Source organism: Serratia sp. 4542 (assembly GCF_016805595.1).
In the GTDB taxonomy this organism is placed as follows: domain Bacteria; phylum Pseudomonadota; class Gammaproteobacteria; order Enterobacterales; family Enterobacteriaceae; genus Serratia; species Serratia nevei.
Genome location: NZ_RXKV01000005.1, coordinates 169191 through 186496 on the forward strand (window position 1 = coordinate 169191; position 17306 = coordinate 186496).

Annotated in this window: 23 protein-coding genes; 22 read left to right on the forward strand and 1 reads right to left on the reverse strand. The window is 55.4% G+C overall.

Translation table 11 applies throughout. From position 1 onward, the window contains the following. Positions 1-52 precede the first annotated feature (52 nt). From EKL15_RS06755 to EKL15_RS06765, 3 genes are all read left to right on the forward strand, one after another. The gene (locus EKL15_RS06755; protein WP_203089155.1) at positions 53-1081 is read left to right on the forward strand and encodes a LacI family DNA-binding transcriptional regulator; all 1029 of its coding nucleotides are present in this window, start codon (positions 53-55) and stop codon (positions 1079-1081) included. Between the two features lie 122 nt (positions 1082-1203). After that, a complete protein-coding gene (nhaC, locus tag EKL15_RS06760; protein ID WP_070914498.1) occupies positions 1204-2643 on the forward strand; it encodes a Na+/H+ antiporter NhaC in 1440 nt (479 codons plus the stop codon). 1 nt (position 2644) lies between these two features. Further along, positions 2645-3817 (forward strand): MalY/PatB family protein, encoded by a 1173-nt coding sequence (locus EKL15_RS06765; protein ID WP_203089157.1) that lies wholly within the window; start codon positions 2645-2647, stop codon positions 3815-3817. Positions 3818-3832: 15 nt separating this feature from the next. Here EKL15_RS06765 and EKL15_RS06770 read toward each other — a convergent pair whose 3' ends face one another. Continuing rightward, on the reverse strand, positions 3833-4060 hold the full coding sequence (locus EKL15_RS06770; RefSeq protein WP_033649297.1) for a SlyX family protein: 228 nt from the start codon (positions 4058-4060) through the stop codon (positions 3833-3835). 356 nt (positions 4061-4416) lie between these two features. Here EKL15_RS06770 and fkpA point away from each other — a divergent pair, with 356 nt between their 5' ends. The 19 genes from fkpA to rpsC all read left to right on the forward strand — a co-directional run bounded on the left by fkpA (position 4417) and on the right by rpsC (position 17298). After that, on the forward strand, positions 4417-5256 hold the full coding sequence (fkpA, locus tag EKL15_RS06775; protein WP_038878056.1) for an FKBP-type peptidyl-prolyl cis-trans isomerase: 840 nt from the start codon (positions 4417-4419) through the stop codon (positions 5254-5256). Between the two features lie 373 nt (positions 5257-5629). Then, positions 5630-6352: a transcriptional regulator gene (locus EKL15_RS06780; protein WP_004930418.1), complete on the forward strand. Its 723-nt coding sequence runs from the start codon at positions 5630-5632 to the stop codon at positions 6350-6352. After that, the gene (gene tusD, locus EKL15_RS06785) at positions 6352-6741 is read left to right on the forward strand and encodes a sulfurtransferase complex subunit TusD (RefSeq protein WP_015379269.1); all 390 of its coding nucleotides are present in this window, start codon (positions 6352-6354) and stop codon (positions 6739-6741) included. Before EKL15_RS06780 ends, tusD begins: the two co-directional genes overlap by 1 nt. A 7-nt stretch (positions 6742-6748) precedes the next feature. Then, positions 6749-7108 carry a sulfurtransferase complex subunit TusC gene (gene tusC, locus EKL15_RS06790; RefSeq protein ID WP_033636258.1) on the forward strand — a complete coding sequence of 120 codons (360 nt, stop codon included), beginning with the start codon at positions 6749-6751 and terminating at the stop codon, positions 7106-7108. 9 nt (positions 7109-7117) lie between these two features. Then, entirely contained in the window at positions 7118-7405 is a 288-nt protein-coding gene (gene tusB, locus EKL15_RS06795) for a sulfurtransferase complex subunit TusB (protein ID WP_019456119.1), read from the forward strand. A gap of 143 nt (positions 7406-7548) precedes the next feature. Beyond that, entirely contained in the window at positions 7549-7923 is a 375-nt protein-coding gene (rpsL, locus tag EKL15_RS06800; protein ID WP_004930426.1) for a 30S ribosomal protein S12, read from the forward strand. Between the two features lie 96 nt (positions 7924-8019). Then, entirely contained in the window at positions 8020-8490 is a 471-nt protein-coding gene (rpsG, locus tag EKL15_RS06805) for a 30S ribosomal protein S7 (protein ID WP_004956203.1), read from the forward strand. Positions 8491-8583: 93 nt separating this feature from the next. Then, on the forward strand, positions 8584-10698 hold the full coding sequence (gene fusA / locus EKL15_RS06810) for an elongation factor G (protein ID WP_060428649.1): 2115 nt from the start codon (positions 8584-8586) through the stop codon (positions 10696-10698). Between the two features lie 70 nt (positions 10699-10768). Then, positions 10769-11953 carry an elongation factor Tu gene (tuf, locus tag EKL15_RS06815; protein WP_015376315.1) on the forward strand — a complete coding sequence of 395 codons (1185 nt, stop codon included), beginning with the start codon at positions 10769-10771 and terminating at the stop codon, positions 11951-11953. A gap of 130 nt (positions 11954-12083) precedes the next feature. After that, positions 12084-12278 carry a bacterioferritin-associated ferredoxin gene (gene bfd / locus EKL15_RS06820; protein WP_015379266.1) on the forward strand — a complete coding sequence of 65 codons (195 nt, stop codon included), beginning with the start codon at positions 12084-12086 and terminating at the stop codon, positions 12276-12278. 73 nt (positions 12279-12351) lie between these two features. Beyond that, the gene (gene bfr, locus EKL15_RS06825; protein ID WP_060424586.1) at positions 12352-12831 is read left to right on the forward strand and encodes a bacterioferritin; all 480 of its coding nucleotides are present in this window, start codon (positions 12352-12354) and stop codon (positions 12829-12831) included. Positions 12832-13210: 379 nt separating this feature from the next. Beyond that, positions 13211-13522, forward strand: a complete 312-nt coding sequence (gene rpsJ / locus EKL15_RS06830) for a 30S ribosomal protein S10 (protein ID WP_001181005.1) — start codon at positions 13211-13213, stop codon at positions 13520-13522. Positions 13523-13554: 32 nt separating this feature from the next. Next, the gene (gene rplC, locus EKL15_RS06835; protein WP_015379265.1) at positions 13555-14184 is read left to right on the forward strand and encodes a 50S ribosomal protein L3; all 630 of its coding nucleotides are present in this window, start codon (positions 13555-13557) and stop codon (positions 14182-14184) included. Positions 14185-14194: 10 nt separating this feature from the next. After that, on the forward strand, positions 14195-14800 hold the full coding sequence (rplD, locus tag EKL15_RS06840; protein ID WP_004929779.1) for a 50S ribosomal protein L4: 606 nt from the start codon (positions 14195-14197) through the stop codon (positions 14798-14800). Beyond that, entirely contained in the window at positions 14797-15099 is a 303-nt protein-coding gene (gene rplW / locus EKL15_RS06845; protein ID WP_004929776.1) for a 50S ribosomal protein L23, read from the forward strand. The genes rplD and rplW overlap by 4 nt, the downstream gene beginning before the upstream one ends. A gap of 18 nt (positions 15100-15117) precedes the next feature. After that, on the forward strand, positions 15118-15942 hold the full coding sequence (gene rplB, locus EKL15_RS06850) for a 50S ribosomal protein L2 (protein ID WP_004929775.1): 825 nt from the start codon (positions 15118-15120) through the stop codon (positions 15940-15942). Positions 15943-15956: 14 nt separating this feature from the next. Next, on the forward strand, positions 15957-16235 hold the full coding sequence (gene rpsS, locus EKL15_RS06855) for a 30S ribosomal protein S19 (RefSeq protein ID WP_004929772.1): 279 nt from the start codon (positions 15957-15959) through the stop codon (positions 16233-16235). Positions 16236-16249: 14 nt separating this feature from the next. Next, complete coding sequence (rplV, locus tag EKL15_RS06860) at positions 16250-16582, forward strand: 50S ribosomal protein L22 (protein WP_002223844.1); 333 nt, start codon at positions 16250-16252, stop codon at positions 16580-16582. A 17-nt stretch (positions 16583-16599) separates the two neighbouring features. Then, positions 16600-17298 (forward strand): 30S ribosomal protein S3, encoded by a 699-nt coding sequence (gene rpsC, locus EKL15_RS06865; protein WP_004929766.1) that lies wholly within the window; start codon positions 16600-16602, stop codon positions 17296-17298. The last annotated feature ends 8 nt before the right edge of the window (positions 17299-17306 follow it).

The following is a 17306-nucleotide window of genomic DNA, read 5'->3' on the forward strand; positions in this document are numbered from 1 at the left end:
CCCTTTTTTATGCGCGGCGCACCGGGCGCCGAACGGCACAACAGGACATGCCATGGCCACCATGAAAGACGTTGCGCGCCGCGCCGGCGTTTCCACGGCCACCGTCAGCCGGGTGATCAATAATACCGCCTACGTTGAACCGGTGACCCGCGAACGCGTCGAGAAAGCGATGCGCGAGTTTAACTACCATCGCAACGCCGCCGCGCTAGCGCTGGCGAAAAGAAGCGGCAATATGCTGGGATTGCTGACCGGCAACCTCGACGATCCGTTTTTTTCACGCCTGGCGCGGGGCGTGGAAGACATCACGCGGCAGGCCGGCGTGCGGTTGATGTTGTGCAGCGGCGGGCATCAGGCCGAGCTGGAAAAAAGCGGCCTCGATTTTCTCATCAACCAGGGATGCGAAGCCATCGTGGCGCACGTCACGCGCATGGGGGAGGAGGAGCTGCTGCGCTACGCCGCCCACACGCCTGCGCTGGTGCTGATCAATCGTTATCTGCCCGCCATCGCCAACCGTTGCATCTGGCTCGACAACGCCAATGCGGCGCAGACGGCGACCGAGTTGCTCATACGCCAGGGGCATCGGAGAATTGCCTGCGTGACGGCGGATCTGCCGATCGACGACCGCGCGCAGCGGTTAGCGGGTTACCGCAAGGCCATGGCCGCCGCCGGCATTGAGGTACCCGGCAGCTGGATCATCAGCGTGCCCTTCAACGAGCGAGGGGGCGAACTGGCGGCCGAGCGCGTGCTGGCCAGCGACCCATGCTTCACCGCCGCAGTGACCTTCAACGACGTAATGGCCGCCGGCATGATGCGCACCTGCCACCAACGGCACATTCAGCTGCCTGAGGCGCTGTCGATCGTCGGTTTTGACGACATTGCCCTGGCGAAGTATCTCCACCCTGCGTTGACCACCGTGCATTATCCCATCGAGAAAATGGCTCGGCGTGCCGCGCGCCTGGCGCTACAGATCCACAGCGGCAGCGACGTCGCGCCACGGAACAACCGCTTTTCGGCCGAACTTGTCCTGCGAGACTCCGTAGCCGACGGCGAACCGCATGAGCAAAGCAAGCTCGGCGAATGAGAGACGGCTCACACAACGCCATCTCATGAAACCGATTACATGGCCGGTTGCCTGCGCTCACATCCTCCGATTACCAAAGCCATTACGCTGTTGCAGTACCCCATCTTCAACAGGAGCCGTATATGGATAATAAGAAAACGCTCAACCTTGGGCTGGCGACGCTGCCGATTGTGGCCATGCTGTTGCTGCTCATCATCGGCTATGGCCAGTTTGGCCTGCGCATTGAACCGCTGCTGCTGGTTTCCGCCGCCATCGCCGCCGCGTTAGCCTGGTGGCAAGGCTACCGCTGGGACGACATCATCGAGGCCATCGTGGCCAAGCTGGCGAAGGCGATGCCGGTTATCCTGATCCTGATCTGCGTGGGCGGCCTGATCGGCACCTGGATGATCAGCGGCACCATCCCTTACATGGTGTATTGGGGGCTGAAGCTGATCAGCCCGCAATACATTCTGATCGCCGCGTTCTTCATCACCAGCGTGATCTCGGTGTGCACCGGCACCTCGTGGGGGGCGGCCGGCACCGTGGGCGTGGCGCTGATGGGCGTGGCCGCCGGTCTGGACGTGCCGCTGGCCGCCGCGGCCGGGGCGGTGGTGTCCGGCGCTTACTTCGGCGACAAAATTTCGCCGTTGTCCGATTCGACGAACTTTGCGGCTATCGTTGCGGATACCGATCTCTACAGCCATATCCAGCATCTGATGTACACGACGCTGCCGAGTTTTATCCTGGCCGCCGTGGTGTACCTGATCGCCGGCCACACCGGTGCGGTGGGCAGTGTGGCAACGCCCGAGAAAGTGACCGAAATTGTCGGTGCGCTCGAGGGGCTGTACCACTTCAATCTGCTGCTGATCCTGCCGCCGGTGCTGGTGCTGTGGGGCGCGGTGACCAAACGGCCGGTGATCCCCGTCATGCTGGCCGCCTGCGCGCTGGCGATCGCCATCGGCGTCGCGCTGCAGGGCTTTAGCCTGCAGCAGGGGCTGAATGCGTTGATGGACGGCTTCAATCTGTCGATGTTCGCCACTCAGGGCCATAACGTCGAAGGGATCGTCGCCGATGTGCCGCGCCTGCTGAACCGCGGCGGCATGTTCTCGATGATGAGTACGATCCTGCTGGTGTTCTGCGCCTTTTCCTTCGCCGGCGCCCTGACGCTGACCGGCGCGCTGACGGTGATCATCAGCCGGCTGTTGAAAGTGGTGCACACCACCGGCCAGCTGATCGCCGCCACCGTTGCCACCACTATCCTGGTGACCGGCGCGACCAGCGACGGCAAGCTGGCGCTGCTGATCCCGGCGGAGCTGTTCAAAGGGGCCTATCGACGCATGGGGCTGGACAACAAAAATCTGTCGCGCACCGTCGAAGATGCGGGCACCGTCATCGAACCGCTGATCCCGTGGACGGCCGCCGGCATTTACATGGCCACCACGCTGGGGGTCAGCACCCTCGATCTGCTGCCGTGGGCGATCCAATGTTATGCCGCGGTGGTGTTCGCCCTGATTTATGGGTTTACCGGCTTCGGTATCGCCAAACTCCAACCTCAGAACGACTTGCAGCGTAAGGAAGCCTGACATGACGAGTCATTTCAACGCCATCATCGATCGCCACAACACCGGCTCCGTGAAGTGGGACTTCATCGACCGCTATCTGCAACTGGACGGCAGTGAACTGTTGCCGATGTGGGTGTCCGATTTCGACTTTCCGTGCCCGCCGGAGGTGCAGCAGGCGCTGCATCAGCGGGTGGACTACGGCGTCTTTGGCTACAGCGAACGCGACGACGCTTACTATGAGGCGGCGATCGACTGGTTTGCCAAGCGGCACGGCTTGCCGCTGCGGCGCGAATGGTTCACGTCGATTGAAGGGGTAGTGCCGGGGTTGGCGATGCTGATCCAACTGCTCAGCAAGCCGGGGGATGGCGTGGTGGTGCAGGGGCCGTATTATGGCTCGTTCGCCAAGATAGTCACCATGAACGGCAGAGAGGTGATTGAAAACCCGCTGCTGGAAACCCCGCAGGGATACCGGATCGATTTCGACCAGCTGGCCGCCTGTCTGGCGCAGCGTAAACCGCCGCTGTTGTTGCTGTGCAATCCGCACAACCCGACCGGCCGTTGCTGGCGCCGTGATGAACTGGAGCGGCTCATGGCGCTCTGCCACGCCCACGACGTCACGGTGATCTCCGATGAAATTTGGGCCGATCTGCTGCTGCCCGGCGAGACGTTTACGTCGGTGTTGCATCTGGGCGAGGAATATCGCGAGCGGGTCATTGCGGCGACGTCCGCCAGCAAAACGTTCGGCCTTTCCTCGCTGCGCATTTCGAATTTCCTGATCCCCAATGCCTGGCTTCGGCAGGCGTTTGTCGATCGGCTGAACGCCCACGGGCTGGATGTGTTCAACGCGTTGTCGATGACGGCGGCGACCGCGGCCTATCAACGGGGCGCGGCCTGGCTTGATGAGCTGCTCGACTACCTGGCGGAGAACCGGCGTTGGTTTAAGCAGGCGCTGGCGGACGCCGCGCCCTGGTGCACGATGACCCAGGCTGAAGGGACCTATCTCGCCTGGCTGGATTGCCGCTCGCTGGGTTTGAACGATGCTGACTTGCAGCAGGCGCTGGTGGCGGTGGCGAAGCTGGCGCCGTCGATGGGCAACGGTTTCGGCCCGCAGGGGAGCGGTTTTATCCGTATCAACCTGGGGTGCCCGCGCCGGTATCTCGAGCGTGCCGTCGCAGGGCTGGCACGCCTGAAATAACCGCATGGCGGGCCCTCAATAGTGCGGCGGAGGCGTTTCTTCCGATTGCGAGGCGATCATTGAGGTTTGGGTCGAGCGCAGCTTGTCGGTCAACATGCGCAGATGTTCGCGCATCTTCAGCATTTCCATTTGATGCTGGATGACGGTCTGGTTGAGCTCTTCGATGGTGAGCTCTTGGAAGGCCTGACGGCTCTCCAGTTCTTCAAGCCGCTGTAGCAGGCGTTGAGTGTCGGCGTTGTGCATGAGGCTACCTCTGACGCGATAAAATCCTGATTCGGCGCTATGGTAACAGCTGGCGCCGGGTTTGCTCGCGCTATTTCTCCAGACGGCGCGCAACGTTGCGATCGGCAGTGTAAAGTGCTGAAAAGTTGCGCGCCTGATACGCCGTTTTTTGCTAACCTCGCCGAATATTCTGCAAGAAAAATCTGATTTATCATGCGAGTAGCACGCGGTGGGAAACTTCTTGGCAAAGCGGGAGTCACACTTTGACTCGATTGGTTACCTGTGCGACTGTTTTGTTTTGTTTCAGGCAGCTATAGTAGCCCGGTTATCTTACCTAATGATTGTTTGGGGCATTGCTTCAGACACTGGAGAAATGGATGAAATCTTTGTTTAAAGTCACGCTTCTGGCAACCACCATGGCTTTTGCTCTGAATGCGACCCAGGTCATGGCAGCCGATGCCGCCAAACCGGCAGAAGCCGCTAAACCAGCGGACGCGGCAGCAGCACCGAGCACCGGCAAGTTCAAAAACGACGACGAGCAAGCGGCTTACGCACTGGGCGCCTCTCTCGGTCGTTACATGGACAACTCTCTGAAAGAGCAAGAGAAGCTGGGCATCAAGCTGGACAAAGATCAGCTGATCGCCGGCGTTCAGGACGCGTTCGCCAACAAGAGCAAGCTGAACGATGCCGACATCGAGAAGACCCTGCAGGGCTTCGAAGCGCGCGTGAAGGCTTCCGCTCAGGCGAAGATGGAACAGGACGCCAAGGACAACGAAACCAAAGGCGCCAAGTACCGCGACAGCTTCGCTAAAGAAAAAGGCGTGAAGAAAACCGAATCCGGCCTGCTGTACCAGGTAGAGAAACCGGGCGCGGGTGAAGCACCGAAAGACAGCGACACCGTGGTAGTGAACTACAAAGGCACCCTGACCGACGGTACCGAGTTCGATAACTCCTACACCCGCGGCGAGCCGCTGTCGTTCCGTCTGGACGGCGTGATCCCAGGCTGGACCGAAGGCCTGAAGCACATCAAGAAAGGCGGCAAAATCAAGCTGGTGATCCCACCGGCGCTGGCCTACGGTAAAACCGGCGTTCCGGGCATCCCGGCTAACTCCACGCTGGTCTTCGACGTTGAGCTGCTGGACGTGAAAGCGGCGCCGAAAGCCGACGCTAAAGCTGAAAAACCGGCTGACGCGAAAGCCGCTACCAAAGCGAAATAACATCGTCGCTCTGTTTGCCACCGCCGCGGATGCCCTCCGCGGCGGTTTTCATTTCGGCAGCCGCCGCCTCTCTCTCCATTGAACGCTTGACGCCTGCCGGGCATCGGGCTTAACGTCAATACCACGCGCAAACGCAAGGACTTTGCTCCGGCCGCTTTGCTAGACTAATAATTCTGATTTATCAGTCATGCGTCTGCCCCTTAGGGCGTGTACCTAAAATTGTTCCCGGCCGCCTCGCCCGCGGATGTCATCGTGCCGTTTGATGCCGCTCTCAGCCGGCCGCGCTGCGGCGTGCCGACGACGGCAGCGATCCGGTCCGAGCGGTTTTAGCTGCGCCCCCTGGCACAGGCGATCTATGAGGGTGGTATCTTCGATGTCGAATTCGCTTTTATCCAGCGAAGCCAGCGAACTTGATTTGCTGAATGAACGTCCGTTTACTCAAACGGATCATGAAATCCTGAAATCCTATGAAGCGGTGGTCGACGGGTTGGCGATGTTGATCGGCGGCCACTGCGAGATCGTACTGCACGCGCTGGAAGACCTGAACAGCTCTGCGGTACGCATCGCCAACGGTGAACATACCGGGCGTAAAATCGGCTCGCCGATCACCGATCTGGCGCTGCGCATGCTGCACGACATGGCCGGCGACGACAGCAGCGTGTCGAAAGCCTACTTTACCCGCGCCAAGAGCGGCGTGTTGATGAAGTCGGTGACCATCGCCATTCGCAATCGCGAGCAGCGGGTGATCGGCTTGCTGTGCATCAACATGAACCTCGACGTGCCGTTCTCGCAGATCATGCAGACCTTTATGCCGCCGGCCACGCAGGACGTGCCGTCGTCGGTGAATTTCGCTTCTTCCGTCGACGATCTGGTGGCGCAGACGCTGGAGTTCACCATCGAAGAGGTGAACGCCGACCGCTCGGTGTCCAATAATGCCAAGAATCGTCAGGTGGTGCTCAATCTCTATGAGAAAGGCATCTTCGACATCAAGGATGCGATCAACCAGGTGGCGGATCGCCTGAATATCTCCAAACACACCGTGTATCTGTATATCCGCCAGTTCAAGAGCGGCGATCTGTTGGGAAGCGACCGTTGATGCTCGATTATTGCCTGTTGGTCACCGGCCCGGCTTACGGCACGCAGCAGGCCAGCAGCGCCTATCAGTTCGCTCAGGCTTTGCTGGCGAAAGGGCACCGGCTTTCCAGCGTTTTTTTCTACCGTGAAGGGGTGTTGAACGCCAACCAGCTGACCGCGCCGGCCAGTGACGAGTTCGACCTGGTGCGCGGCTGGGCGCAGCTGGCGCAGCAACACGGCGTGGCGCTCAACGTCTGCGTTGCTGCTGCGCTGCGTCGTGGCGTCACCGACGAGCAGGAGGCGGCGCAGCAGGGGCTGGCAAGCGCCAACCTGCAGCCCGGTTTTACCCTGAGCGGGCTGGGTTCCCTGGCCGAAGCGTCGCTGAGTTGCGACCGTCTGGTGCAGTTCTGAGGATATGATGAAACGAGTCGCTTTTGTTTTCACCCACGGGCCGCACGGCGGCGCCGGCGGCAGGGAAGGGCTGGATGCGCTGCTCGCCACGTCGGCGCTCAGCGAAGACTTGGGGGTGTTTTTTGTCGGCGATGGCGTATTGCAGCTGTTGCCGGGCCAGCAACCGGAAAAGATTTTGGCGCGCAATTACATTGCCACCTTCGGCGTGCTGCCGCTGTATGACGTGGAGCGCTGCTATCTGTGCCAGGCTTCGCTGCAGGAGCGTGGGCTGAGCCAGGTGACCGATTGGGTGCTGGACGCCGAGGTGTTGGCGCCGGACGAACTGCGCCGCGAACTGGCCGGCTACGACGCCGTGATGACGTTTTAGGATCCTTTGATGCTGTATACCCTGAGCCATTCGCCAAACCAATGTGACTTACCTGCGCTGCTGCGCCTGACGGCAGAGGGCGACGCGCTGCTGCTGCTGCAGGACGGCGTGCTTGCCGGCCTTGCCGGCAGCGCCCATCTTGAATTGCTGCTCGCCGCCCCCATATCCCTTTACGCGCTGCAGGACGACCTGGAAGCCCGGGGATTGGTTGGTCATTTCTCGCACAAAATCACTGTCGTCGGCTATAATCACTTCGTTGAATTAACCGAACAACACCGCAGCCAAATGGCCTGGTGATGAGAGTGATGTTGTATATTTCTTGACACCCATACTGGTCAGCCCTAAAATTCTGCGTCCTCGTACTTTGCCAATAGTGCATACGAGGGGATTTATCACATGTTTACGAAGCTAGTACGAAGCAAAAACCAGGAGCTTTTTTAATGGCAACAATTAACCAGCTGGTTCGCAAACCACGCTCTGTGAAGGCTGCTAAAAGCAACGTTCCAGCGCTGGAAGCCTGCCCGCAGAAACGTGGCGTATGCACCCGCGTATACACCACTACCCCGAAAAAACCAAACTCCGCACTGCGTAAAGTTTGCCGTGTGCGTTTGACCAACGGTTTCGAAGTAACTTCCTACATCGGTGGCGAAGGCCACAACCTGCAGGAACACTCCGTAATCCTGATCCGTGGCGGTCGTGTAAAAGACCTGCCAGGTGTGCGTTACCACACCGTCCGTGGTGCACTTGACTGCTCCGGTGTTAAAGACCGTAAGCAAGCTCGTTCCAAGTACGGCGTGAAGAAGCCAAAGGCTTAATGGTTCTCCGTTAAGTAAGGCCAAACGTTTTAACTTTAATGTCAAAATAAACTCGTAGAGTTTTGGACAATCCTGAATTAACAACGGAGTATTTCCATGCCACGTCGTCGCGTAATCGGCCAACGTAAAATCCTGCCAGATCCTAAGTTCGGATCTGAGCTGCTGGCCAAATTTGTAAATATCCTGATGGTAGACGGTAAAAAATCTACTGCAGAAGCAATCGTCTATACCGCGCTGGAGACCCTGGCTCAGCGTTCTGGTAAAGATCACCTGGAAGCTTTCGAAGTCGCTCTCGACAACGTTCGCCCGACTGTAGAAGTTAAGTCGCGTCGCGTTGGCGGTTCTACTTATCAGGTACCAGTTGAAGTCCGCCCGGTTCGTCGTAATGCTCTGGCAATGCGTTGGATCGTTGATGCTGCACGTAAACGCGGTGATAAATCCATGGCTCTGCGCCTGGCGAACGAGCTGTCTGACGCAGCAGAGAACAAAGGTTCTGCTGTTAAGAAGCGTGAAGACGTTCACCGTATGGCCGAAGCCAACAAGGCGTTCGCCCACTACCGCTGGTAATCACCCGGCTGTAGTCATGCTAACCAAGCGGGCGCGTCAAATCGGCCCGCTTGGGTTAACTGAACTTGAACGCCCTAGGAATAGAGGAATCAAATGGCTCGTACAACACCCATTGCACGCTACCGCAACATCGGTATCAGTGCTCACATCGACGCCGGTAAAACCACCACTACCGAACGTATTCTGTTCTACACCGGTGTAAACCACAAAATCGGTGAAGTTCATGACGGCGCTGCCACCATGGACTGGATGGAACAGGAGCAGGAGCGTGGTATTACCATCACTTCTGCAGCGACTACTGCTTTCTGGTCTGGTATGGCCAAGCAGTTCGAACCGCATCGCGTAAACATCATCGACACCCCAGGGCACGTTGACTTCACCATCGAAGTAGAACGTTCCATGCGTGTGCTGGATGGCGCGGTAATGGTTTACTGTGCTGTTGGTGGTGTTCAGCCACAGTCTGAAACCGTATGGCGTCAGGCTAACAAATACAAAGTGCCACGTATCGCGTTCGTTAACAAAATGGACCGTATGGGTGCTAACTTCCTGAAAGTTGTTGGCCAGATCAAATCTCGTCTGGGCGCTAACCCTGTTCCTCTGCAGCTGGCTATCGGCGCAGAAGACAAATTCACCGGCGTTATCGACCTGGTGAAGATGAAGGCGATCAACTGGAACGAAGAAGACGCAGGCGTAACCTTCGAATACGAAGACGTGCCGGCTGACATGATGGATCTGGCTGAAGAATGGCGCCAGAACCTGATCGAGTCCGCTGCGGAAGCTTCCGAAGAGCTGATGGAAAAATACCTGGGCGGCGAAGAGCTGACCGAGGAAGAAATCAAATCCGCTCTGCGTCAGCGCGTACTGAACAACGAAATCATCCTGGTTACCTGTGGTTCTGCGTTCAAGAACAAGGGCGTGCAGGCGATGCTGGATGCGGTAATCGAATACCTGCCGGCACCAACTGACGTTCCTGCGATCAACGGTATCCTGGACGACGGTAAAGACACTCCGGCTGAGCGTCACGCAAGTGATGACGAGCCGTTCTCTGCTCTGGCGTTCAAAATCGCTACCGACCCGTTCGTAGGTAACTTGACCTTCTTCCGCGTGTACTCCGGCGTTGTTAACTCCGGCGACACCGTGCTGAACTCCGTTAAGTCTGCGCGCGAGCGTTTCGGCCGTATCGTTCAGATGCACGCTAACAAGCGTGAAGAGATCAAAGAAGTTCGCGCAGGCGACATCGCCGCTGCGATCGGTCTGAAAGACGTGACCACCGGGGACACCCTGTGTGACCCAGACTCTCCAATCATCCTGGAGCGTATGGAATTCCCTGAGCCGGTAATCTCTATCGCCGTTGAACCGAAAACCAAAGCTGACCAGGAAAAAATGGGTCTGGCTCTGGGCCGTCTGGCTAAAGAAGACCCGTCATTCCGCGTATGGACTGACGAAGAGTCTAACCAGACCATCATCGCCGGTATGGGTGAACTGCACCTCGACATCATCGTTGACCGCATGAAGCGTGAATTCAACGTTGAAGCTAACGTGGGCAAACCTCAGGTAGCTTACCGCGAAGCGATTCGCGCGAAGATTACCGATGTTGAAGGTAAGCACGCCAAGCAGTCTGGTGGTCGCGGTCAGTACGGTCACGTTGTGATCGACATGTACCCACTGGAGCCGGGCTCTAACCCGAAAGGTTACGAGTTCATCAACGACATCAAAGGTGGTGTAATTCCTGGCGAATACATCCCTGCCGTTGATAAAGGCATCCAGGAGCAGCTGAAGTCTGGTCCGTTGGCTGGTTACCCGGTAGTAGACATGGGTATTCGTCTGCACTTCGGTTCTTACCACGACGTTGACTCCTCTGAACTGGCGTTTAAACTGGCCGCGTCTATCGCCTTTAAAGAAGGCTTTAAGAAAGCGAAACCAGTTCTGCTTGAGCCTATCATGAAGGTTGAAGTTGAGACTCCAGAAGAGAACACCGGTGACGTTATCGGTGACTTGAGCCGTCGTCGCGGCATGCTGCGCGGTCAGGAATCTGAAGTGACTGGCGTTAAGATCCACGCTGAAGTACCGTTGTCCGAAATGTTCGGCTACGCAACTCAGCTGCGTTCTCTGACTAAAGGTCGCGCATCATACACCATGGAATTCCTGAAGTATGATGATGCACCGAACAACGTCGCTCAGGCCGTAATCGAAGCCCGTGGCAAATAAGCCGCAGGGTTAAAACCAAAGTCCCGTGCTCTCTCCAGAAGGGGAGAGCGCTATAGTAAGGAATATAGCCGTGTCTAAAGAAAAATTTGAACGTACAAAACCGCACGTTAACGTTGGTACTATCGGCCACGTTGACCACGGTAAAACTACCCTGACTGCAGCGATCACCACCGTACTGGCTAAAACCTACGGCGGTTCTGCACGTGCTTTCGACCAGATCGATAACGCGCCAGAAGAAAAAGCTCGTGGTATCACCATCAACACCTCTCACGTTGAATATGACACCCCGACTCGTCACTACGCGCACGTTGACTGCCCAGGGCACGCCGACTACGTGAAAAACATGATCACCGGTGCTGCTCAGATGGACGGCGCGATCCTGGTAGTAGCTGCGACTGACGGCCCAATGCCTCAGACTCGTGAGCACATCCTGCTGGGTCGTCAGGTTGGCGTTCCTTTCATCATCGTATTCATGAACAAATGCGACATGGTAGATGATGAAGAGCTGCTGGAACTGGTAGAAATGGAAGTTCGCGAACTGCTGTCCGCTTACGACTTCCCAGGCGACGACCTGCCGGTAATCCGCGGTTCCGCGCTGAAAGCGCTGGAAGGCGAAGCTGAGTGGGAAGCGAAAATCATCGAACTGGCCGAAGCCCTGGACAGCTACATTCCAGAGCCAGAGCGTGCTATCGACAAGCCGTTCCTGCTGCCAATCGAAGACGTATTCTCCATCTCCGGTCGTGGTACCGTTGTTACCGGTCGTGTTGAGCGCGGTATCATCAAAGTTGGCGAAGAAGTTGAAATCGTTGGTATCAAAGACACCGTTAAGTCTACCTGTACTGGCGTTGAAATGTTCCGCAAACTGCTGGACGAAGGCCGTGCTGGTGAGAACGTAGGTGTTCTGCTGCGTGGTATCAAACGTGAAGAAATCGAACGTGGTCAGGTACTGGCTAAGCCAGGCTCCATCAAGCCGCACACCCAGTTCGAATCTGAAGTGTACATCCTGAGCAAAGATGAAGGTGGTCGTCACACGCCATTCTTCAAAGGCTACCGTCCACAGTTCTACTTCCGTACTACTGACGTGACCGGTACCATCGAACTGCCAGAAGGCGTAGAGATGGTAATGCCAGGCGACAACGTGAACATGGTTGTAACCCTGATTCACCCAATCGCGATGGACGACGGTCTGCGTTTCGCAATCCGTGAAGGCGGCCGTACTGTAGGCGCTGGTGTTGTTGCTAAAGTTATCGCTTAATCGCGAATAATTTTTCGACACAAAAAGGGCACTTCGGTGCCCTTTTTTTATGCAATTTGTTCAAATCTTAATTGAAATAAAAACTATTCCTATTTAGACTCAATGCATTGGTTAAGAAGTGAGTCTCTCTATGTATGTATGTCTGTGTAATGCGGTGACTGACAAAGCGATCCGTAATGCGGTGCGTCAGCACAATCCTCATACCATGAAGCAGCTGCGTGAACTTGTGCCGATTGGTACCGATTGTGGAAAGTGCATTCGTCAGGCAAGACAGATTATGGTGGAGGAACGCGGAACTATCATCCCAATGCATGAAGTTGCCTAACAAAGGGTAAGGTTATTTTTGACTCTTGGCTTACAGGTTCTACACTTTTAGAACTGGCCAGGAGGAGTTACCTATGAAAGGCGATAAAAAGATCATTGCTCACCTCAACAAGCTGCTCGGCAACGAGCTGGTTGCCATCAATCAATATTTCCTGCACGCCCGCATGTTCAAGAATTGGGGCTTAATGCGCCTCAACGACAAGGAATACCACGAGTCGATCGACGAAATGAAGCATGCCGATCGCTACATCGAGCGTATCCTGTTCCTGGAAGGGCTCCCTAACCTGCAGGATCTCGGCAAGCTGAACATCGGCGAAGACATTGAAGAGATGCTGCGTTCCGATCTGGCGCTGGAGCTGGCAGGCGCTAAAAACCTGCGTGAAGGTATCGCCTATGCCGACTCGATTCATGATTACGTCAGCCGCGATTTGATGATCGATATCCTGGCTGATGAAGAAGAGCATATCGACTGGCTGGAAACCGAGCTGGATCTGATCGCTCGCCTCGGTATTCAAAACTATGCCCAGGCCCAGGTTCTAGAGCGCAAAGAGTAAGCCTGTCTTCCGTTCGTCATCGTCTCTCCTGCCGGCGACCGTTTTTACGGTGGGGCAGGGGAGCTTCCCCGCCAAGCATAATTCATACCCTGTTAGCCGTCCTCATCTCGCGACTGCCGCTGAACGCGCAAAAATGACGATTTCCTGAGCATATTTCCAACTGCGGCTTGCTTCCTGGGCCATTTTGCGTATAATGCGCGGGCTTACCTAATCTTGGTAAGCCTGATTTTAGCGAATCAGTCGATTGGCAGGCCTTTTTTGCCTTTCGAACAATACTCCCGATATGGGGGTTATATGTTGACGATTACACTCCCCCATCAATCGAAATGGGTGTGAGGAGTAATTATTTACGTTTATAAATAATTGGAGCTCTGGTCTCATGCAGAACCAAAGAATCCGTATCCGCCTGAAAGCGTTTGATCATCGTCTGATCGATCAATCAACCGCGGAAATCGTCGAGACTGCAAAGCGCACTGGTGCGCAAGTCCGTGGTCCGATCCCGCTGCCAACTCGCAAAGAGCGCTTTACCGTTCTGATCTCTCCGCACGTCAACAAAGACGCGCGCGATCAGTACGAGATTCGCACTCACAAGCGTCTGGTTGACATCGTTGAGCCAACCGAGAAAACCGTTGATGCTCTGATGCGTCTGGATCTGGCTGCCGGTGTAGACGTGCAGATCAGCCTGGGTTAATCAGGTCATTGAGCGATTGAGAGGTTGAAACAATGATTGGTTTAGTCGGTAAAAAAGTGGGTATGACCCGTATCTTCACTGAAGATGGCGTTTCTATCCCAGTAACCGTAATTGAAATTGAAGCGAACCGCGTGACTCAGGTTAAAAGCCTGGACACCGACGGTTACCGTGCCGTTCAGGTTACCACTGGTAGCAAAAAAGCTAACCGTGTAACCAAGCCGGAAGCGGGCCATTTCGCTAAAGCTGGCGTTGAAGCTGGCCGTGGTCTGTGGGAATTCCGCCTTGAAGAAGGTCAAGAGTTCGCTGCAGGTCAGGAAATTAGCGTAGAAATCTTCGCTGACGTTAAAAAAGTCGATGTTACCGGTACTTCTAAAGGTAAAGGTTTTGCTGGCACTGTTAAGCGCTGGAACTTCCGTACCCAAGACGCTACCCACGGTAACTCCTTGTCTCACCGCGTTCCGGGTTCTATCGGTCAGAACCAGACTCCGGGCAAAGTGTTCAAAGGCAAGAAAATGGCTGGCCACCTGGGTGATGAGCGCGTAACCGTTCAGAGCCTGGACGTAGTACGTGTTGACGCTGAGCGCAACCTGCTGCTGGTTAAGGGTGCTGTACCGGGCGCAACCGGTGGCAACCTGATCGTTAAACCAGCTGTGAAGGCGTAAGGGGATAGCAATGGAATTAGTATTGAAAGACGCGCAAAGCGCGCTGACTGTTTCCGAAACTACCTTCGGTCGTGATTTCAACGAAGCGCTGGTACACCAGGTTGTTGTTGCTTATGCAGCAGGTGCCCGTCAAGGTACTCGTGCTCAGAAGACCCGTGCTGAAGTAACTGGTTCCGGCAAAAAGCCATGGCGTCAGAAAGGCACCGGCCGTGCGCGTTCAGGTTCTGTAAAGAGCCCGATCTGGCGTTCAGGCGGCGTGACCTTTGCTGCTAAGCCACAGGACCACAGTCAGAAAGTAAACAAAAAGATGTACCGCGGCGCGCTGAAAAGCATCCTGTCCGAACTGGTACGTCAAGATCGTCTGATCGTTGTCGAGAAGTTCTCTGTAGAAGCGCCTAAAACTAAGCTGCTGGCACAGAAACTGAAAGATATGGCTCTGGAAGACGTGCTGATCGTGACCGGTGAACTGGATGAGAATCTGTTCCTGGCAGCTCGCAACCTGTACAAGGTTGACGTGCGCGATGTAGCAGGTATCGATCCGGTTAGCCTGATCGCCTTCGACAAAGTGGTTATGACTGCTGATGCTGTGAAGCAAGTTGAGGAGATGCTGGCATGATCCGTGAAGAACGTTTGCTGAAAGTGCTGCGTGCACCGCACGTATCTGAAAAAGCATCCGCTGCGATGGAAAAAAGCAACACCATCGTTCTCAAAGTTGCCAAAGACGCGACCAAAGCAGAAATCAAAGCTGCAGTGCAGAAACTGTTTGAAGTCGAAGTCAAAGACGTGAACACCCTGGTAGTTAAAGGGAAAGTGAAGCGTCACGGTCAGCGTGTTGGTCGTCGTAGCGACTGGAAAAAAGCTTACGTCACCCTGAAAGAAGGCCAGAATCTGGACTTCATCGGCGGCGCAGAGTAAGTCGGAGGAGTAAGAACAATGGCAATTGTTAAATGTAAACCTACATCTCCGGGTCGTCGCCACGTTGTTAAAGTGGTTAACCCTGAGCTGCACAAGGGTAAACCTTATGCCCCGCTGCTGGAAAAACTGAGCAAAAGCGGTGGTCGTAACAACAATGGCCGTATCACCACCCGTCATATCGGTGGTGGCCACAAGCAACATTATCGTCTGGTTGACTTCAAGCGCAACAAAGACGGTATCCCTGCTGTGGTTGAGCGTCTGGAGTACGATCCGAACCGTTCCGCGAACATCGCGCTGGTTCTGTACAAAGACGGCGAACGCCGTTACATCCTGGCGCCGAAAGGCCTGAAAGCTGGTGACCAGATTCAATCTGGCGTTGATGCTGCAATCAAAGCGGGTAACACCCTGCCGATGCGCAACATTCCAGTTGGTTCAACGGTTCACAACGTAGAAATGAAACCAGGTAAAGGCGGCCAGATGGCTCGCTCCGCTGGCGCCTACGTTCAGATCGTTGCTCGTGATGGTTCCTACGTAACTCTGCGTCTGCGCTCCGGCGAAATGCGTAAAGTTCCAGCTGATTGCCGCGCCACCCTGGGTGAAGTCGGTAACGCTGAACACATGCTTCGCGTTCTGGGTAAAGCAGGTGCTGCACGTTGGCGTGGTGTTCGTCCTACCGTTCGCGGTACGGCGATGAACCCGGTAGATCACCCGCACGGTGGTGGTGAAGGTCGTAACTTTGGTAAGCACCCGGTAACTCCGTGGGGCGTTCAGACCAAAGGTAAGAAGACCCGTAGCAACAAGCGTACTGATAAGTTCATCGTACGTCGCCGTAGCAAAAAATAATTAGAGGATAAGCCATGCCACGTTCTCTCAAGAAAGGTCCTTTTATTGACCTGCACTTGCTGAAGAAGGTAGAGAAAGCGGTGGAAAGCGGTGACAAGAAGCCTTTGCGCACTTGGTCCCGTCGTTCAACGATCTTTCCTAACATGATCGGTTTGACCATCGCTGTCCATAATGGTCGTCAGCACGTACCAGTGTTCGTTTCCGATGAAATGGTCGGTCACAAACTGGGTGAATTCGCGCCGACTCGTACTTATCGCGGCCATGCGGCTGATAAAAAAGCTAAAAAGCGCTAAGGTAGGAGGAAGAGATGGAAACTATCGCTAAACATCGCCACGCTCGTTCTTCTGCTCAGAAGGTTCGCCTTGTTGCTGACCTGATTCGCGGTAAGAAAGTGTCGCAAGCTCTGGAAACTCTGACCTACACCAACAAGAAAGCTGCTGGTCTGGTTAAGAAAGTGCTGGAGTCTGCCATTGCTAACGCAGAACACAACGATGGCGCTGACATCGATGATCTGAAAGTTACGAAAATCTTCGTAGACGAAGGCCCAAGCATGAAGCGCATTATGCCGCGTGCAAAAGGTCGTGCAGATCGCATCCTGAAGCGCACCAGCCACATTACTGTGGTTGTGTCCGATCGCTGAGACTCTGGAGACTAGCAATGGGTCAGAAAGTACATCCTAATGGTATTCGCCTGGGTATTGTCAAACCTTGGAACTCTACTTGGTATGCGAATACCAAAGAATTCGCTGACAACCTGGACAGCGACTTTAAAGTTCGTCAATTCCTGACTAAGGAACTGTCGAAAGCTTCCGTTTCTCGCATCGTTATCGAGCGTCCTGCGAAGAGCATCCGTGTGACCATTCACACTGCTCGTCCAGGCATCGTTATCGGCAAGAAAGGTGAAGACGTCGAAAAACTGCGCAAGGTCGTAGCGGACATCGCTGGCGTTCCTGCACAGATCAACATCGCCGAAGTCCGTAAACCGGAACTCGACGCTAAATTGGTTGCTGACAGCATCACTTCTCAGCTGGAACGTCGCGTTATGTTCCGTCGTGCTATGAAGCGTGCAGTACAGAACGCAATGCGTCTTGGCGCTAAAGGTATCAAAGTTGAAGTAAGCGGCCGTCTTGGCGGCGCTGAAATCGCACGTACCGAATGGTACCGCGAAGGTCGTGTTCCATTGCACACTCTGCGTGCGGACATCGACTACAACACATCTGAAGCGCACACCACTTATGGTGTAATCGGCGTTAAGGTATGGATCTTCAAAGGTGAGATCCTGGGTGGTATGGCTGCAGTTGAACAACCGGAACCGGCTGCTCAACCTAAAAAGCAGCAGCGTAAAGGCCGCAAGTAAGGAGAGTC